At 69.0% G+C, this 13826-nt stretch carries 18 protein-coding genes; 6 read left to right on the forward strand and 12 right to left on the reverse strand.

What is annotated here, in order from left to right; genetic code table 11:
- The first annotated feature begins 1 nt into the window (after position 1).
- Positions 2–892, forward strand: coding sequence for a serine hydrolase (locus IEZ09_RS26985; protein ID WP_189256567.1), 891 nt, complete (start codon positions 2–4; stop codon positions 890–892).
- Here the strand turns inward: IEZ09_RS26985 and IEZ09_RS26990 are convergent.
- From IEZ09_RS26990 to IEZ09_RS27000, 3 genes are all read right to left on the reverse strand, one after another.
- Positions 882–1739, reverse strand: coding sequence for a hypothetical protein (locus IEZ09_RS26990; protein WP_189256568.1), 858 nt, complete (start codon positions 1737–1739; stop codon positions 882–884). The genes IEZ09_RS26985 and IEZ09_RS26990 overlap by 11 nt on opposite strands.
- Before the next feature lie 59 nt (positions 1740–1798).
- Positions 1799–2251 carry a hypothetical protein gene (locus IEZ09_RS26995; RefSeq protein WP_189256569.1) on the reverse strand — a complete coding sequence of 151 codons (453 nt, stop codon included), beginning with the start codon at positions 2249–2251 and terminating at the stop codon, positions 1799–1801.
- Between the two features lie 85 nt (positions 2252–2336).
- Positions 2337–3722 carry a glycine--tRNA ligase gene (locus IEZ09_RS27000; protein ID WP_204767370.1) on the reverse strand — a complete coding sequence of 462 codons (1386 nt, stop codon included), beginning with the start codon at positions 3720–3722 and terminating at the stop codon, positions 2337–2339.
- Positions 3723–3815: 93 nt separating this feature from the next.
- On the opposite strand from IEZ09_RS27000, the gene IEZ09_RS27005 reads away from it, so the two are divergent.
- The gene (locus IEZ09_RS27005) at positions 3816–4493 is read left to right on the forward strand and encodes a tetratricopeptide repeat protein (protein ID WP_189256571.1); all 678 of its coding nucleotides are present in this window, start codon (positions 3816–3818) and stop codon (positions 4491–4493) included.
- On the opposite strand, the gene IEZ09_RS27010 is transcribed toward IEZ09_RS27005, so the two are convergent.
- Entirely contained in the window at positions 4480–4911 is a 432-nt protein-coding gene (locus IEZ09_RS27010; protein WP_308202416.1) for an antibiotic biosynthesis monooxygenase family protein, read from the reverse strand. The genes IEZ09_RS27005 and IEZ09_RS27010 overlap by 14 nt on opposite strands.
- Here IEZ09_RS27010 and IEZ09_RS27015 point away from each other — a divergent pair.
- The 4 genes from IEZ09_RS27015 to IEZ09_RS27030 all read left to right on the forward strand — a co-directional run bounded on the left by IEZ09_RS27015 (position 4872) and on the right by IEZ09_RS27030 (position 7647).
- Positions 4872–5150, forward strand: a complete 279-nt coding sequence (locus IEZ09_RS27015; protein WP_229812997.1) for a hypothetical protein — start codon at positions 4872–4874, stop codon at positions 5148–5150. The genes IEZ09_RS27010 and IEZ09_RS27015 overlap by 40 nt on opposite strands.
- Positions 5151–5161: 11 nt before the next feature.
- Positions 5162–5512, forward strand: a complete 351-nt coding sequence (locus tag IEZ09_RS27020; protein ID WP_112263712.1) for an ArsR/SmtB family transcription factor — start codon at positions 5162–5164, stop codon at positions 5510–5512.
- Complete coding sequence (locus IEZ09_RS27025) at positions 5509–5904, forward strand: Fur family transcriptional regulator (protein WP_189256573.1); 396 nt, start codon at positions 5509–5511, stop codon at positions 5902–5904. The genes IEZ09_RS27020 and IEZ09_RS27025 overlap by 4 nt, the downstream gene beginning before the upstream one ends.
- Before the next feature lie 111 nt (positions 5905–6015).
- Entirely contained in the window at positions 6016–7647 is a 1632-nt protein-coding gene (locus IEZ09_RS27030; protein ID WP_189256574.1) for a tetratricopeptide repeat protein, read from the forward strand.
- Here IEZ09_RS27030 and IEZ09_RS27035 read toward each other — a convergent pair.
- From IEZ09_RS27035 to IEZ09_RS27070, 8 genes are all read right to left on the reverse strand, one after another.
- Complete coding sequence (locus IEZ09_RS27035; protein ID WP_189256575.1) at positions 7635–8333, reverse strand: TIGR03943 family putative permease subunit; 699 nt, start codon at positions 8331–8333, stop codon at positions 7635–7637. The genes IEZ09_RS27030 and IEZ09_RS27035 overlap by 13 nt on opposite strands.
- A complete protein-coding gene (locus IEZ09_RS27040; RefSeq protein WP_189256576.1) occupies positions 8330–9340 on the reverse strand; it encodes a permease in 1011 nt (336 codons plus the stop codon). The genes IEZ09_RS27035 and IEZ09_RS27040 overlap by 4 nt, the downstream gene beginning before the upstream one ends.
- Positions 9337–9768 carry a hypothetical protein gene (locus IEZ09_RS27045; protein WP_189256577.1) on the reverse strand — a complete coding sequence of 144 codons (432 nt, stop codon included), beginning with the start codon at positions 9766–9768 and terminating at the stop codon, positions 9337–9339. Before IEZ09_RS27045 ends, IEZ09_RS27040 begins: the two co-directional genes overlap by 4 nt.
- Before the next feature lie 22 nt (positions 9769–9790).
- Positions 9791–10189, reverse strand: coding sequence for a YbjN domain-containing protein (locus IEZ09_RS27050; RefSeq protein WP_368856195.1), 399 nt, complete (start codon positions 10187–10189; stop codon positions 9791–9793).
- Positions 10186–11004 (reverse strand): isoprenyl transferase, encoded by an 819-nt coding sequence (locus tag IEZ09_RS27055; protein WP_189256578.1) that lies wholly within the window; start codon positions 11002–11004, stop codon positions 10186–10188. Before IEZ09_RS27055 ends, IEZ09_RS27050 begins: the two co-directional genes overlap by 4 nt.
- A 40-nt stretch (positions 11005–11044) precedes the next feature.
- Positions 11045–11797, reverse strand: coding sequence for a DNA repair protein RecO (gene recO, locus IEZ09_RS27060; RefSeq protein ID WP_189256579.1), 753 nt, complete (start codon positions 11795–11797; stop codon positions 11045–11047).
- Positions 11797–12693: a GTPase Era gene (era, locus tag IEZ09_RS27065; protein ID WP_189256580.1), complete on the reverse strand. Its 897-nt coding sequence runs from the start codon at positions 12691–12693 to the stop codon at positions 11797–11799. The genes recO and era overlap by 1 nt, the downstream gene beginning before the upstream one ends.
- A 61-nt stretch (positions 12694–12754) precedes the next feature.
- On the reverse strand, positions 12755–13699 hold the full coding sequence (locus IEZ09_RS27070) for a PLL family lectin (protein WP_229812998.1): 945 nt from the start codon (positions 13697–13699) through the stop codon (positions 12755–12757).
- Positions 13700–13826: the final 127 nt, after the last annotated feature.

Consider the following 13826-nt stretch of genomic DNA (forward strand, 5'->3'; position numbering starts at 1 on the left):
TGTGCGCTGGGCCCTGATCATCCTCGTCACGGCGGCCGTTTTCGTGGTCCCGGACGCCTCGCCGTGCCACGCGCACGCGAAGCCCTCAGCTGATATATCGCGCGGACCCGATGTATTGGATACGGCACCCGATACATCGGATACCGCGCCCGATATATCGCATACCAGCCCTGATATATCGGATACCGGGGCACGGTCTGCGATATCCGATATATCGGCGGCTGATATATCGGATATCGCTGCGGCGGGCGGCCAGTCCGACGTCGGCGTCGCCGTCATGGACCTCGACTCCGGTCAGGTGATCTCGCAGCAGGGCGACCAGCCGTTCTACTCGGCGTCGCTGTCGAAGCTGATCCTCGCCGTCGACGCGGTGCAACAACCGTTGTCGGCCGACGACCAGGACCTGATCCACCGCGCGCTGAGCGTCAGCGACGACGAGGCCATGGACGTGCTGTGGACGAGGTTCGACGGCATGGACGCCATCGGCCGCGTCGCCGCCGAAGCAGGCCTGACCGGCACGCACGCTCCGGACGACCCGTCGCAGTGGGGAGAGGTCGTCATCACCGCGAACGACATGGTGCGGCTCTACCGCTACATCCTCGGCTCACCGGTCCGCGACACGATCGTCGCCGCGCTGTCCTCGGCCCCACCGACCGCCGCGGACGGCTTCGACCAGGCGTTCGGCCTACTCGGCGTCACCGGCGTCTACGCCAAGCAGGGCTGGATGTACTACCTGCCCAGCGACGTCTACCTGCACAGCGCGGGCGTCCTCGACAACCGCTACGCCGTCGCCGTCCTCACCACGAGCCCGACGGGCAACTGGACCACCGCCAGGCAGTCGATCAACGCCGTGTCCAAGGCCCTCCTGGCGAAGCTCGGCGTCACCGGCTAACCCGCCACCGCCTCCGTTCCCGCCACGTCGTGTGCGATTCACCCGTGTAGTCGCCCATCACCAGCAGCGCCACCACGACCAGCACCACCGCGCCGAACAGCACCACACCGAACAACACCGAGGTCACCGTCTCGAAACCGAACGTGGCCACCGGCAAGGTGAGCCCGCTGATGACCCCGACGTACGGGCCGAGGTTCTTCCGCCTTGCCATGTGTACATCGGTCACCCGCGTCAGCGACATCCCGAGCAGCACCACCGCGAACGTCACCGCGAGCCCGGAGAACAGGTAGAACGGCAGGTGCTTCCCCGACATCGAGGACACCGCCACCACAGCCACCGCCAGCAAAGCGCCCACCACGACGAGCACGGTGCCGAGCTCCTGGATCCGGCGAGCCGGCGCGCCTTCGCCGGAGCCCGGCACCAGCGGCCCGTCCTTCTCGATCACCATCCGGTGCACGCCCTTGCCGATCACCACGACGAGCCCCAACGCGCCGAAGAGCGGAACGAGCAACACCAGCGCCGCGCCCAGCAACAACTCTCCCGGCATGCCCACCGGCTCGATGTTGAACGAAAGCCAGTAACTCGGGTACAGCAACGCGAGCGCGGCCCCCGACAGCACTACGAAGACGTGCCGCACCCGAGGCGCCGTGTGTTCGGTGACCCGCGAGGCCACCAACCCCGCCGCCACCGCGCACAGGCTAACCATCCCGGCAGGCACCGCAGCCGCCACGAGCACGGGCGGATTGCCCACCTCGGTGGTCGCCGCGAACACGATCACCCACGCGACCAGCAAGACTCCCGCCGCGGCCACCGCGAGGCCACGCCCCCTCAGCTTCTCCCCCGTCATGCGTCCTACACGCCGGACCTGGCCTGGTCGTTGCCACCGCCGGGAGCGGGTGATCGAGATCAGGTCGGCAGTTCAGGAGGAACGGTGCCCCACGCCTTGACGCTCGCTTCCACCTCCAGGGCGGCGTACAGGACCAGCGATGTCGACGCCACGACGACCACCGTGAAGACGACCGAACTCACGCTGGTCAACAGACCGTTCACCTCGGGGTAGTCCGTGTAGAGCGTCGACAGCGAGGTGTAGGTCCCGGACCCGCAGACGATCGCCCAGACGCGCAGCGGCTTGATGTGGGTGACCACCTCGGTCACCTTCGTCATGGTCAGTCCCACGCCCAGGACGCCCAGAACCGCCAGGCAGCCCACCGCCGCGAGGACCGCGCCGACGCCGGGGTACAGCGGCAACGTCATCCCCGCGACGAACACCGCGAGCGCCAGCCCCGGTGCCGCGGCGACGAGCACGACGCCGAGCTGCCTGATCTCCTGCGGGCTCCTGCCCGATCTCCATGCGCGCACGAAGACGTCACGCGTCAGCGCGGCGAGCTGTTGCCTTTTCCGCGAAAAAGGCCCGGTGGCGGAGACCGGGCCGGAAGAACCGCGTCTAGCAGCCGATCAGGCGAGCGGCCAGGTACGACTCGAGCTGGTCCATCGCCACCCGCTCCTGCGACATCGTGTCGCGCTCCCGCACCGTCACGGCGTGGTCGGTCAGGGTGTCGAAGTCGACCGTCACGCAGAACGGCGTGCCGATCTCGTCCTGGCGGCGGTAGCGGCGGCCGATGGCACCGGCGTCGTCGAAGTCGACGTTCCAGTGGCGGCGCAGGGCGGTCGCCAGGTCGCGGGCCTTGGGCGACAGCTCCGCGTTGCGCGACAGCGGCAGCACGGCGACCTTCACCGGCGCCAACCGCCTGTCGAGCTTCAGCACGACGCGCTTGTCCACGCCGCCCTTGGCGTTCGGGGCCTCGTCCTCGACGTACGCCTCGAGCAGGAACGCCATCATCGGGCGGCCGACACCGGCTGCCGGCTCGATGACGAACGGCTTGTAGCGCGAGTTCGTGGCCTGGTCGAAGTACGACAGGTCGACGCCGGAGGCGTTCGAGTGCGTGGTGAGGTCGAAGTCGGTGCGGTTCGCGATGCCCTCGAGCTCACCCCACTCCTGGCCGCCGAACTGGAAGCGGTACTCGATGTCGACGGTGCGCTTCGAGTAGTGCGAGAGCTTCTCCTGCGGGTGCTCGTAGTGCCGCAGGTTCTCCTTCGCGATGCCCAGGTCCGTGTACCAGCGGGTGCGCTCGTCGATCCAGTACTGGTGCCACTCTTCGTCCGTGCCCGGCTCGACGAAGAACTCCATCTCCATCTGCTCGAACTCGCGGGTGCGGAAGATGAAGTTGCCCGGCGTGATCTCGTTGCGGAACGACTTGCCGATCTGGCCGATGCCGAACGGCGGCTTCTTGCGGGAGGTCGTCTGCACGTTCAGGAAGTTCGTGAAAATGCCCTGCGCGGTCTCGGGGCGCAGGTAGTGCAGGCCCTCCTCGGTCTCGACCGGACCCAGGTGCGTCTTCAGCAGGCCGTTGAACATCTTCGGCGCGGTGTACTTGCCGCGCACGCCGCAGTTGGGGCACGGCACGTCCGACACGTCGCCCTCGGCGACCTCCTTGCCGGTGCGCTCGGCGTACTCCTCGGACAGCGTGTCCGCGCGGAACCGCTTGTGGCACGACTCGCACTCGATCAGCGGGTCGACGAACGCCTCGACGTGGCCGGAGGCGACCCACACGTCACGCGGCAAGATCACCGACGAGTCGAGGCCCACGACGTCCTCGCGGCCGCGGACCATGAAGTTCCACCACTGGCGCTTGATGTTGTCCTTGAGCTCGACCCCCAGAGGTCCGTAGTCCCACGCCGAGCGGGTACCGCCGTAGATCTCCCCGCACGGGTAGACGAACCCCCTGCGCTTGCAGAGGCTGACAACGGTCTCGATGCGATCGGCGGCCAACGGGAACTCCATCGGGGGAATCAGATTCGGGGGCCACAGCCTAGCCCGTCACGTTGCGCCCCGAACGGGCGACCGGAGCCTTACGCTGCACGAATGGAAGACCGGCTGCGAGAGCTGTGGGACTTCGCCGACCTGGACGGCACCGAGGCGAGGTTCCGGGCGTTCCTGGGCAACGTGCAGAGCGACGACGAGCGCGCGGAGGTGCTGACCCAGCTCGCCCGCGTCGAGGGCCTGCGCGACAACTTCGCCGCAGGTCATGCCCTCGTCGACGAGGCGGAGACCCTCGTCGCCCCCGACTCGACGGGCCGGGTGCGCGTGCTGCTCGAACGCGGCAGGCTGCACCGCTCCGGTGGCGATCCGGAGGCGGCGCAACCGTTGTTCGTGGCGGCGTTCATCCTGGCCAAGACGCGCGGCGACCTGTCGCTCGCGGTCGACGCCGCGCACATGGCGTCACTGGTCGACGACCCCGAGAAGTGGACCAAGCAGGGGCTCGAACTGGTCGAGGCGAACCCGGAACTGTCGCGGTGGCTCGGCCCGCTGCACAACAACCTCGGTTGGTACTACTACGAGAACGAGCGTTTCGACGAGGCGCTGGAGGCCTTCGAGAAGACCCCGGAGGCGTACGCGGAAAGCGGCAAGGCCAAGACTCTGCACGCGTTGGGGCGCAACGAAGAGGCCGCCGAGGCCGCGCGCAAGGCGTTGGAACTCCTCCCCCACGACTCGCACGAGGAGTGGGTCAAGGAGATGGAAGCCATCGCTAACGAGGCTTAGCTGGACCCGCCGCCTCGCCGAGCCGCACGGTGAACGCGTCCTCGGCGAGCAGGCTCGTGTGCGTCTCGACCTGGCCATCGGCGCTGGTCAGCGTCGGCTCGTACATCGCGGGCTCGTCGGTCAGCGCCTCGGACAGCAGCGGGATCACGTGTTCGCGCACGGGGAACGGCGACATCGCGCGCCGATAGGCCACCACGGACTCGAACTCGACCGTCAGCACCCACCGTTCGTCGGCGTCGGTGGACCGCGCCAGCGTGCCTTTCACGCACCCCGGCTGAGCGGTCAGGAGCTTCAGCGCGTGCTCCACCCGCGAGGTAAACGCCTCAGGGTCGGATACGCGGAAACGGCACACGAGCAGCACGGTGCAAGGATGACACGGTGACCTCGAAGCGCCCTCTGCTGCCCGGCGACGGTCCACTGGCGCGCGTCCGCCCGGTGGTGGCGTTCCTGCTCGTGCTCGGCCTGTTCATCGCCGGCGTCACGGTGGGCGGCACGGTGGGCGCGGCGCTGTTGGGCGTGCTGATCATCGGGGCGGGAGTGCTGCTCGCGGCCACCTGGAGGGTCCTTTCCCCAGCTCAGCGCACGTTGCGCGTGGTGGTCCTGCTGGTACTGCTCGTCATCACCGTAGAATTGGTTGTGAAAATCCCTACCAGGTGAGGTGTGCCGCCATGACCGTCCAGCTGCACGGCGAGCACTCCCCCGAACGCGAGGCCCCGGCACCCGCGCCGCCCAGAGCCGCGCACACCCTGGCCGAGGCGGGCGACCTGCTGCGCGCCCTCGCCGCCCCGGTCCGCATCGCCATCGTGCTGCAACTGCGCGAGCACGACCGCTGCGTGCACGAACTGGTCGAGGCGCTGGGTGTCGCGCAGCCGCTGATCAGCCAGCACCTGCGGGTGCTCAAGTCGGCGGGCGTGGTGCACGGTGAACGGCACGGCCGCGAGGTCGTCTACCGGCTCGTGGACGAACACCTGGCGCACATCGTGGTGGACGCAGTGACGCACGTCGAGGAGAAGTTGTGACCGGACTCAGGTCCACCAAGCAGCGCACGGCGGTCTCGAACCTGCTCGACCAGCTCGACGACTTCCGCAGCGCCCAGGAACTGCACGAGGAACTGCGCCGCCGAGGCGAGGGCATCGGCCTGACCACCGTCTACCGCACCCTGCAGTCCCTGGCGGACGCGGGCCAGGTCGACGTCCTGCGCACCGACTCCGGCGAGGCCATCTACCGCCGTTGCTCCGCCCACCACCACCATCACCTTGTGTGCCGCCACTGCGGCCGCACGGTGGAGGTGGAGGGCCCCGCCGTCGAGAAGTGGGCCGACCGGGTGGCGGCGGAGAACGGCTTCTCCGAGGTCAGCCACACCGTCGAGATCTTCGGCACCTGCGCGGAGTGCACAGCCAAACTCAAGTAGGGGGCGGCCATCAGCGAGGAAGACGAGGACGACGGCTTCAGCGTCCAGAACTCCGTCGGCAACGGCGACTACGGCACAGTCGTCCAAGCGGGGTCGATCGGCTCGCTCCACGTGGGCTCGGCGGGCGATTCCGCCGAGGCGCTGGCGAGTCCGATCATCGTCACGGTGGACGTCGAGCCGTCACTTTCCACGCTGTACGTGGACGACGACCCTCCACGGGCGATGGCACGCAGCGGAGACGTCCACGTCATCACGGTGGAAGCACGAACCACACGGGCGGTCGTCCTCCTCGGCATGCGACCCGTCGTGGTGTCCCGGCGGCCTCCCCGCCGCGCCTGCGTCGAGGTGCGCATGGGCGGGATCATCACCCCTCGCCCCTTCACCGCCGACTTCGACAGCACCCGGCCCCGGCTGACGGCGCTCGAGCAGAACTTCCCGTTCAGCGTCAGCGCCACCGACGTGGAGCAGTTCCGCTTCGTGCCGCAGGCCACCAGGGACGAGATCAGCTGGCGACTCGAGCTCGACTGGCTCGTCGCGGGGAAACGCGGCACCACCGTGATCGACGATCACGGGAAGCCCTTCGAGATGTATCCGCCGGACGTCCTGTGGGAGGGCAGGCACGAGTCGGACCTCAATTGGGGCTGCGGCCTGTTCCACCTGCCCGGCTGCCCCGCCGAGCGATTGGCGGCGCTGTCGCGGCAGGGCACCGTGTCGATCTACCGCGACGACACCGGACACGGGCTGATCGATCCCGACGGCGGCGGCGCGCAGCTGGACCTGCGGCGGTCGGCGCTCGCACCGGGCATCTCCGTCAGTCCTGGCCAGCGGGTCGCCTACGAGGTGCGCGAGGTCCCGGCCGGTCTCGAGGTCACCAACGTCCGGCCGGCGAACGGGGAGGTCGTCCCGGACGAACCCGTCGCGGACGAGCCGACGACCGAAACCGTGCAGGACCTGCTGGCCGACGCGCCGGCGAACGATCCCAAGGACGCGGCGAACTGGCCCGCCTACGAGGCACTCGCCCCGCGGCTGCACGCGTTCGTCGGCCAGGCACCCGCTGGCAGCCACGAGCCGAAGCCGTTCCGGGAGCTGGTGCTGCGCGTTCTGGACTACCTCAACATGTCAGAGCAGTCGGAGCTCGGCGCCACCATCGCACGCCGCGTGCACCGCGTCTGGGCCGGCGCGCTGGGCGGGAACCACCGGGACACCCTCGCGGTCGCCAACCGCTTCGCCGGATACCTGTTCAAGCTCGGCCGGTACGAGCAGGCGGAGCACCTGTTCCTCAACACCTACGAGCGACGCGAGCGGGCGCTGGGCGAGAACGACCCGGACACGCTGGTCTCGGCGGGAAACCTCGCCATGATCCTGTCCCTGCGCGGCGTCGACGACCGCGTTCGCCGGCTCCGCGCGGACACGCTGCGGCGCAGCCGCCAGGTGCTCGGCGAAGATCACCGCGACACGTTGATGGCCGCGGAAGCCGTGGGCAACCTGCACCTCCTGGACGAGGACTACGAGGCGGCGCGCGCGGTCTTCGCGGACACGGTGCGGCGGGCCGAGTCGGCGCTCGGCCCGGACGACATCGGCACGCTGAGGCCCACCGTCAGGCTGGCTTCGGCCCTGCGCAAACTCGGCGCGCTCGCCGAAGCTCGTGACCTGTGCGCGGACGTCCTGTCACGGGCCAGGCGCGTGCTCGGCGAGAACCACCCGCTGACCCGCTCCGCCGCCGCGGGAGCCTACGACTCGTAGGGCTCGACCGGTTCCGCCACCGGCGTGGACGACTCGACCGTGAAGCTCGGCACCCAGGAGTTCTTCTCGGACGCCGACTTGGGCACCACCTGACCGGTCACCTCGACCCACTGGTCGTTCGGCAGCGACGGCACGTCGCCGACCAGCTTCACCTTCAACGGCCGGGCGTCCGCGGCGCAGCACGAGATCGCGAGCCGCGCGACGAACGTGTCGCCGTCCGCGCGCGTGAGGAACCCGGTCAGCTTCACGCGGCGGTTGTCCAGCGTCCCGGACTCGTCCCACGCCGTGCGCGTGACGAACTCCGTCATGGACAACGGGATGACGTCGCCGGAGGGCAGGTCGCCCAGCAGGTTGCGGGACCGCTGCGTCTGGTTCGTGTCCGCCGCGGAGCTCACGACGTCACCGCCCAGCGCGGGCGGCGAGATCAGGAACACCGCGAGCACCGGCAGCAGCATCAGCCAGGTCGAGCGCGACGAGTGCGAGTGGCCGTCGTCCTCGACGGCCTTGCCGCGGCGGATGTCGCGGATGATCGCGAACAGCGCCAGGCCGATCATGATCACTCCGGCCGCGATGAGCAGCGGCAGCAGGCCCTTCTGCACGTAGCGCAGGTACAGGCCGGAGAAGCTGATCTTCAGCAGCGCGCCGCCGAGCAGCACCAGCAGGATGTTCTGGGTTTCCCGCCTCACAACAGCACCACCCCTGTCGCCACGGCGCACAAGATCGCCACTACGAAGGTAGCCGGTGCGAACCGGAAGGCGAAGGACTTGCCGAACGCACCCGCCTGCAACGCGATCAGCTTCACGTCGACGGCGGGGCCGACGACCAGGAAGACCAGGCGCGGCAACAGCGGCAACGCCGAGAAGGCCACGGCCACGAAGGCGTCGGCCTCCGAGCACAACGCCAGGATCACGGCCAGGAACGCCATCACCAGCACGCCCAGGACCAGCTGCCCGCCGAGCGTCTGCATCCACGCGACCGGCACGAACGTCTTGAACGCGGCGGCGAAGAGCCCGCCCAGCACCAGGAACCCACCGGCGTCCACGAGGTCGTGGCGCGCGCTCTCGGCGAAGACCGCCCACTTGTTGGTGCCGGGGTGATCGTGCAGACGGGCCAGAGCACGCTCAGCGATCCACTCCGCCTTGCCGAAGCGCACCCACAGCCAGCCCATGACCATCGCGGTCAGCAACGAGCCGACGAACCGCGCGACGACCATCATCGGGGTGTCGTTGAACGCCACCGCCGTCGCCACCAGCACGATCGGGTTCACCGCGGGCGCCGCCAACAGGAACGTGAGCGCCACCGCGGGCGCCACGCCCTGCTGCATCAACCGTCGCGCGACCGGCACCGAAGCGCACTCGCAGCCCGGCAGCGCCACGCCCGCGACACCGGCCACCGGCACGGCCAGCGCGGTCTTCGACGGCAGCAGCTTGCGCAGCACCGACGCCGGCACGAACGCCGCGATCGCACCGGAGATCAGCACGCCCAGGACCAGGAACGGCATGGCCTGCACGCAGATCGCCACGAACACGGTCGAGGCCGTGCGCAGCTTCGGCACGTCGAGCAGGTCGACGAGCCGGGACTGGAAGAGCAGTGCGAGAACGAGGATCCCGCACAGCACCTCCAGCGACGTGATCTTCAGCCGAGGCGGGCCTGAGCGCCGCTTCGACGACCGGATCTCGCCGGTGATCGTCATTCCGCGTCCGCGTCCAGGTCGAGCAGACGGCGGTAGGTGCGGGCCATGCCCTCGCGGATCTCCTCCGGCGACGGCGGCTCGGCGAACTCGGCCTCTTCTTCCTCGAGGTCCTCGTCGTCGTCGAAGTCGACGGGCGTGCCGTTGACCACGTCCTCGTCGTCTTCCTCTTCGAGGGCGGCCTCGCGGAGCTCCTCGATCGTGGCGGAGACGTCCTCGGCGCTCAGGGCGGGCAGCATCGGCTTCACGATGGCCAGCACGCCGCCCTCGGCGTCGTCCAGCGCCACCGCCTCGGCCAGCGCGACGGCGTGGTCGCGCTCGTACGGGCCGCAGATGAAGGAGTCCCACTCGTCGCCGCCCGACGGTTCGAACGTGACGGTCCACGGGAACTCGTTGACGTCCGAGTCCTCTTCCGGCTCGTAAATGATCACGCCACCCATGGAAGGGTCCTTTCTAGGAAAAGCGGGAGAGGAGCTCGCCGCGCACCTGCGACGCGGTCGACACGACCAGCATGAGCAGCGTGCTCAGCGGTTCGGGCTTGAGGCCGTCCGCCGGGAACGCGTAGCGCAGCATCACGTCCGTGCCGCGCTCGGACGCGATGACACCGAGCGTGCCGAACAAGCCCTGACCAGCGCGTTCGGCGACCCACGTGGCCACGTCGCCGACCAGGTCCCACGCGACGACGACCGTCAACGAGAGCACGGTCAGCCCCTCGGCGAGTTCCATGCCCTGCACGGCGCAGGGCACGTCGCCGTGGCGGAAGCTCAACGCGCCGTCGTCGTCCACCGAGACGTCGTGGAACATCTCCAGCGCCTTGCGCGCGGCCTCCAGCGCCTCACCGCTCGCGTTCACGACACCTCCGATTCGGGCTTGTCGATCGCACCACCGAAGCGGCGGTCGCGCTCGGCGAACTTCTCGACGGCGCGCCACAGGTCGCGGCGGTCGAAGTCGGGCCAGAGGATGTCCTGGAACACCAGCTCGGCGTACGCGGACTGCCACAGCATGAAGTTCGACGTGCGCTGCTCGCCCGACGGCCGGATGAACAGGTCCACGTCCGGCATCTCGGGCTGGTAGAGGTAGCGCGCGATGGTCTTCTCGTCGACCTTGTCCGGGTTGATCTGCCCAGCGGCGGCGAGACGGGCGATCTCGCGGGCGGCGTCACCGATCTCCGCGCGACCGCCGTAGTTGATGCACATCGCGAGGTTGAGCTGGTCGTTGTCGCGGGTGCGCTCCTCCGCGATCTCCAGCTCCTTGATGACGCTGCGCCACAACCGGGGCCGCCGACCGGCCCAGCGCACGCGCACGCCCAGCTCGTCGAGCTCGTCGGTGCGGTGGTGGATGACGTCGCGGGAGAAGCCCATGAGGAACCGGACCTCTTCCGGGCTGCGGCGCCAGTTCTCGGTGGAGAAGGCGTACAGCGACAGCCACTTCACGCCCATCTCGATCGCGCCCTTGGCGACCTCGACGACGACCTGCTCACCACGCTTGTGGCCCTCGACCCGCGACAGTCCGCGCTGGTTGGCCCAGCGGCCGTTGCCGTCCATCACGATCGCGATGTGCTTCGGCACGAACTCGGCGGGGATCGCCGGGGGCGTCGCGCCGGACGGGTGCGGCTCCGGCGGGCGCGGGACGCGCTTCTCGCGTTCGGAGCGGCGGCGACGCAGCATGAGGCTCGGCATCCTTCCTGATGTTCGGGTGGCCGCCAGATTAGCCGTCGTCCGGCTTGGCCTTGCGCTCGACCAGAGGCAACGATCGCAGCTGACGTTCGAGGTGCCACTGCAGGTGTGCCGCGACCAGGCCACTCGCGTCCCTGCGGGCGACGTGCGGGATCTCGTCGACCACGCCCCACTGGCCGTGCAGCAGCGCCGAGAGCAACGTCAGCGTGTCCGCGGACGGCGAGGCCGAGCCGGGCGGGCGGCAGTTCGGGCAGCACGTGCCACCGGCCTGGACGCTGAACGCCCGGTGCGGACCGGGAGTGCCGCACTTCGCGCACTCGTTGACCGCGGGCGCCCAACCGGCGAATGCCATGGCACGCATGAGGAACGCGTCCAGCAACAACGACGGATCACGTTCGGCGGCGGCCAACGCGCGCAGTGCGCCCGTGACGAGCAAATAGAGCCGCACGACCGGTTCGCCCTCTTCGGCGGTGAGGCGGTCAGCGGTTTCGAGGATCGCGCACGCGGCCGTGTAGCGCTGGTAGTCGTTGACGATGCCCACGCCGAACGCGTCCAGCGTCTGCACCTGGGTGATGATGTCGAGCGATCGGCCGGGGTGGAACTGCACGTCGACGTGGCAGAACGGCTCCAGCCGCGCGCCGAACTTCGACGACGTGCGGCGCACGCCCTTCGCCACGGCACGGAGCTTGCCGTGCCGCTGGGTCAGGAAGGTGATGATCCGGTCCGCTTCACCGAGCTTCTGCACACGAAGCACGATGCCGGTGTCGCGGTACAAGTTGGCCATCAGAATCCCAGGCGGCGCAACTGTTTCGGATCGCGCTGCCAGTCCTTGGCGATCTTGATGTGCAGGTCCAGGTACACACGGGTGCCCAGGAGTGCCTCGATCTGCTTGCGCGCGGTCATGCCGACCTGCTTGAGCCGCTCGCCCCGGTGCCCCAGGATGATCGCCTTCTGCGACGGCCGTTCCACGAACACGAACGCGTGGATGTCGATCAGGTCGTCGCGGCCCTCGCGCGGCAGCATCTCCTCGACCACGACGGCGATCGAGTGCGGCAGCTCGTCGCGCACTCCCTCCAGCGCGGCCTCGCGGATCAGCTCGGCGACCAGGGTCTGCTCGGGCTCGTCGGTCAGGTCGCCGTCCGGGTACAGCGGCGGGCCCTCCGGCAGCTTCTGCAGCAGCAGGTCGCCCAGCTTGTCGACCTGGAAGCCGTCGACCGCGGACACCGGGATGATCTCGGCGAACTCCATCACCTTCTGCAGCGCGAGCAGCTGCTCCATCACCTGCTGCTGCGACACCAGGTCGGTCTTGGTGACGATGCCGACCACGGGCGTGCGCTTGGCGACCTTCTCGAGCTCGGCGGCGATGAACTTGTCGCCGGGGCCGACCTTCTGGTCCGCGGGCACGCAGAAGCCGACGACGTCGACCTCCGACCACGTCTCGCGCACCAGGTCGTTGAGCCGCTGGCCGAGCAGCGTGCGCGGCCGGTGCAGGCCGGGCGTGTCCACCAGCACGAGCTGGCCGTCGGGGCGGTGCACGATGCCGCGGATCGTGTGGCGGGTGGTCTGCGGCTTGTTCGACGTGATGGCGACCTTCGTGCCCACCAGCGCGTTCGTCAGCGTCGACTTCCCTGCGTTCGGGCGTCCGACGAAACACGCGAACCCGGAGCGGTAACCATCCATCAGTCCATTGTCCCTGGGACCGGCAACGGGGTTGTCGCCGGTCCCTCGATCTGCTATCCGATCACGCCCACCACTTGTGGTAGAGCGCGTTGTCGGTGCCGATGACGAACGTGTCGATGCGGTTGTACGACCAGGAAACCGCCGCCGGGCCGGAGATCAGCCCACCGCCGAGCGACTCCCAGCCGGACCAGCCGCCGTCGTACCACTTGTGCCACATCGCGTTGTCCGTGCCGCGGACGAAGACGTCGAGCCGGCCGGAGGCCCAGGAGGAGGCGCCCGGTCCCGAGGTGAGCGTGCCGCCGAGGGACTCCCAGCCGGACCAGCCGTTCTGGTACCACTTGTGGTACAGCGCGTAGTCGGTGCCGCCGGCGAACACGTCGATGCGGCCCGGTCCCCACGAGACGGCCGCGGGGTAGGTCGTCAGGACACCGCCCAGCGACTCCCAGCCGGACCAGCCGCCGTCGAACCACTTGTGCCAGAGCGCGTTGTCACTTCCGCGCCCGAACACGTCGAGTCGTCCGGCACTCCACGAAGAAGCACCCGGCGCCGACGTCAAATAGCCGCCCAGGGATTCCCATCCGGACCAGCCAGACTGATACCACTTGTGCCAGAGCGCGTTGTCACTTCCGCGGCCGAACACGTCAATTCTTCCGTTGCTCCACGAAACAGCGGCCGGAGCGGACGTCAAATAGCCGCCGAGCGACTCCCAGCCGGACCAGCCGCCGTCGTACCACTTGTGCCACAGCGCGTGGTCCTGGCCGACGGCGAACACGTCGAGCCTGCCGGCCGCCCACGACGAGACCGCGGGTGCCGAGATCAGGTAGCCACCCAGCGACTCCCAGCCGGACCAGGCCTGCGTGGTGACACCACGCTCGTGGCCGACGATCATGCCGGTGAGCTTGTCGGTGGTGGCCGCGGCCCGGACTTCCGCCTGGGCCGGTGCCGCCGCCACCGCACCGGCGAGCAGCAACGACAGCACAACGAGAACAGATCTGAGCTTTTTCATGACCATCCTCGGGTTGGTCGCGAATTTTCTCCCCGCGGCCGAACCTAGGGCTGAATTGCACGCACGGTCAATCGTGCATTCAGATCACTTCCACGAATTCCGTATTTTGTGCCGCACGGAATTCAGT

The organism is Lentzea flava (genome assembly GCF_014648475.1).
GTDB classification, from domain to species: Bacteria; Actinomycetota; Actinomycetes; order Mycobacteriales; family Pseudonocardiaceae; genus Lentzea; species Lentzea flava.

Coding starts and splice junctions, on each gene's coding strand:
- IEZ09_RS26990 (WP_189256568.1), bottom strand. CDS start 1,739: ATGACGGGGGAGAAGCTGAGGGGGCGTGGCCTCGCGGTGGCCGCGGCG.
- IEZ09_RS27005 (WP_189256571.1), top strand. CDS start 3,816: ATGGAAGACCGGCTGCGAGAGCTGTGGGACTTCGCCGACCTGGACGGC.
- IEZ09_RS27020 (WP_112263712.1), top strand. CDS start 5,162: ATGACCGTCCAGCTGCACGGCGAGCACTCCCCCGAACGCGAGGCCCCG.
- IEZ09_RS27040 (WP_189256576.1), bottom strand. CDS start 9,340: ATGACGATCACCGGCGAGATCCGGTCGTCGAAGCGGCGCTCAGGCCCG.
- IEZ09_RS27055 (WP_189256578.1), bottom strand. CDS start 11,004: ATGCTGCGTCGCCGCCGCTCCGAACGCGAGAAGCGCGTCCCGCGCCCG.
- recO (WP_189256579.1), bottom strand. CDS start 11,797: ATGGCCAACTTGTACCGCGACACCGGCATCGTGCTTCGTGTGCAGAAG.
- era (WP_189256580.1), bottom strand. CDS start 12,693: ATGGATGGTTACCGCTCCGGGTTCGCGTGTTTCGTCGGACGCCCGAAC.
- IEZ09_RS27070 (WP_229812998.1), bottom strand. CDS start 13,699: ATGAAAAAGCTCAGATCTGTTCTCGTTGTGCTGTCGTTGCTGCTCGCC.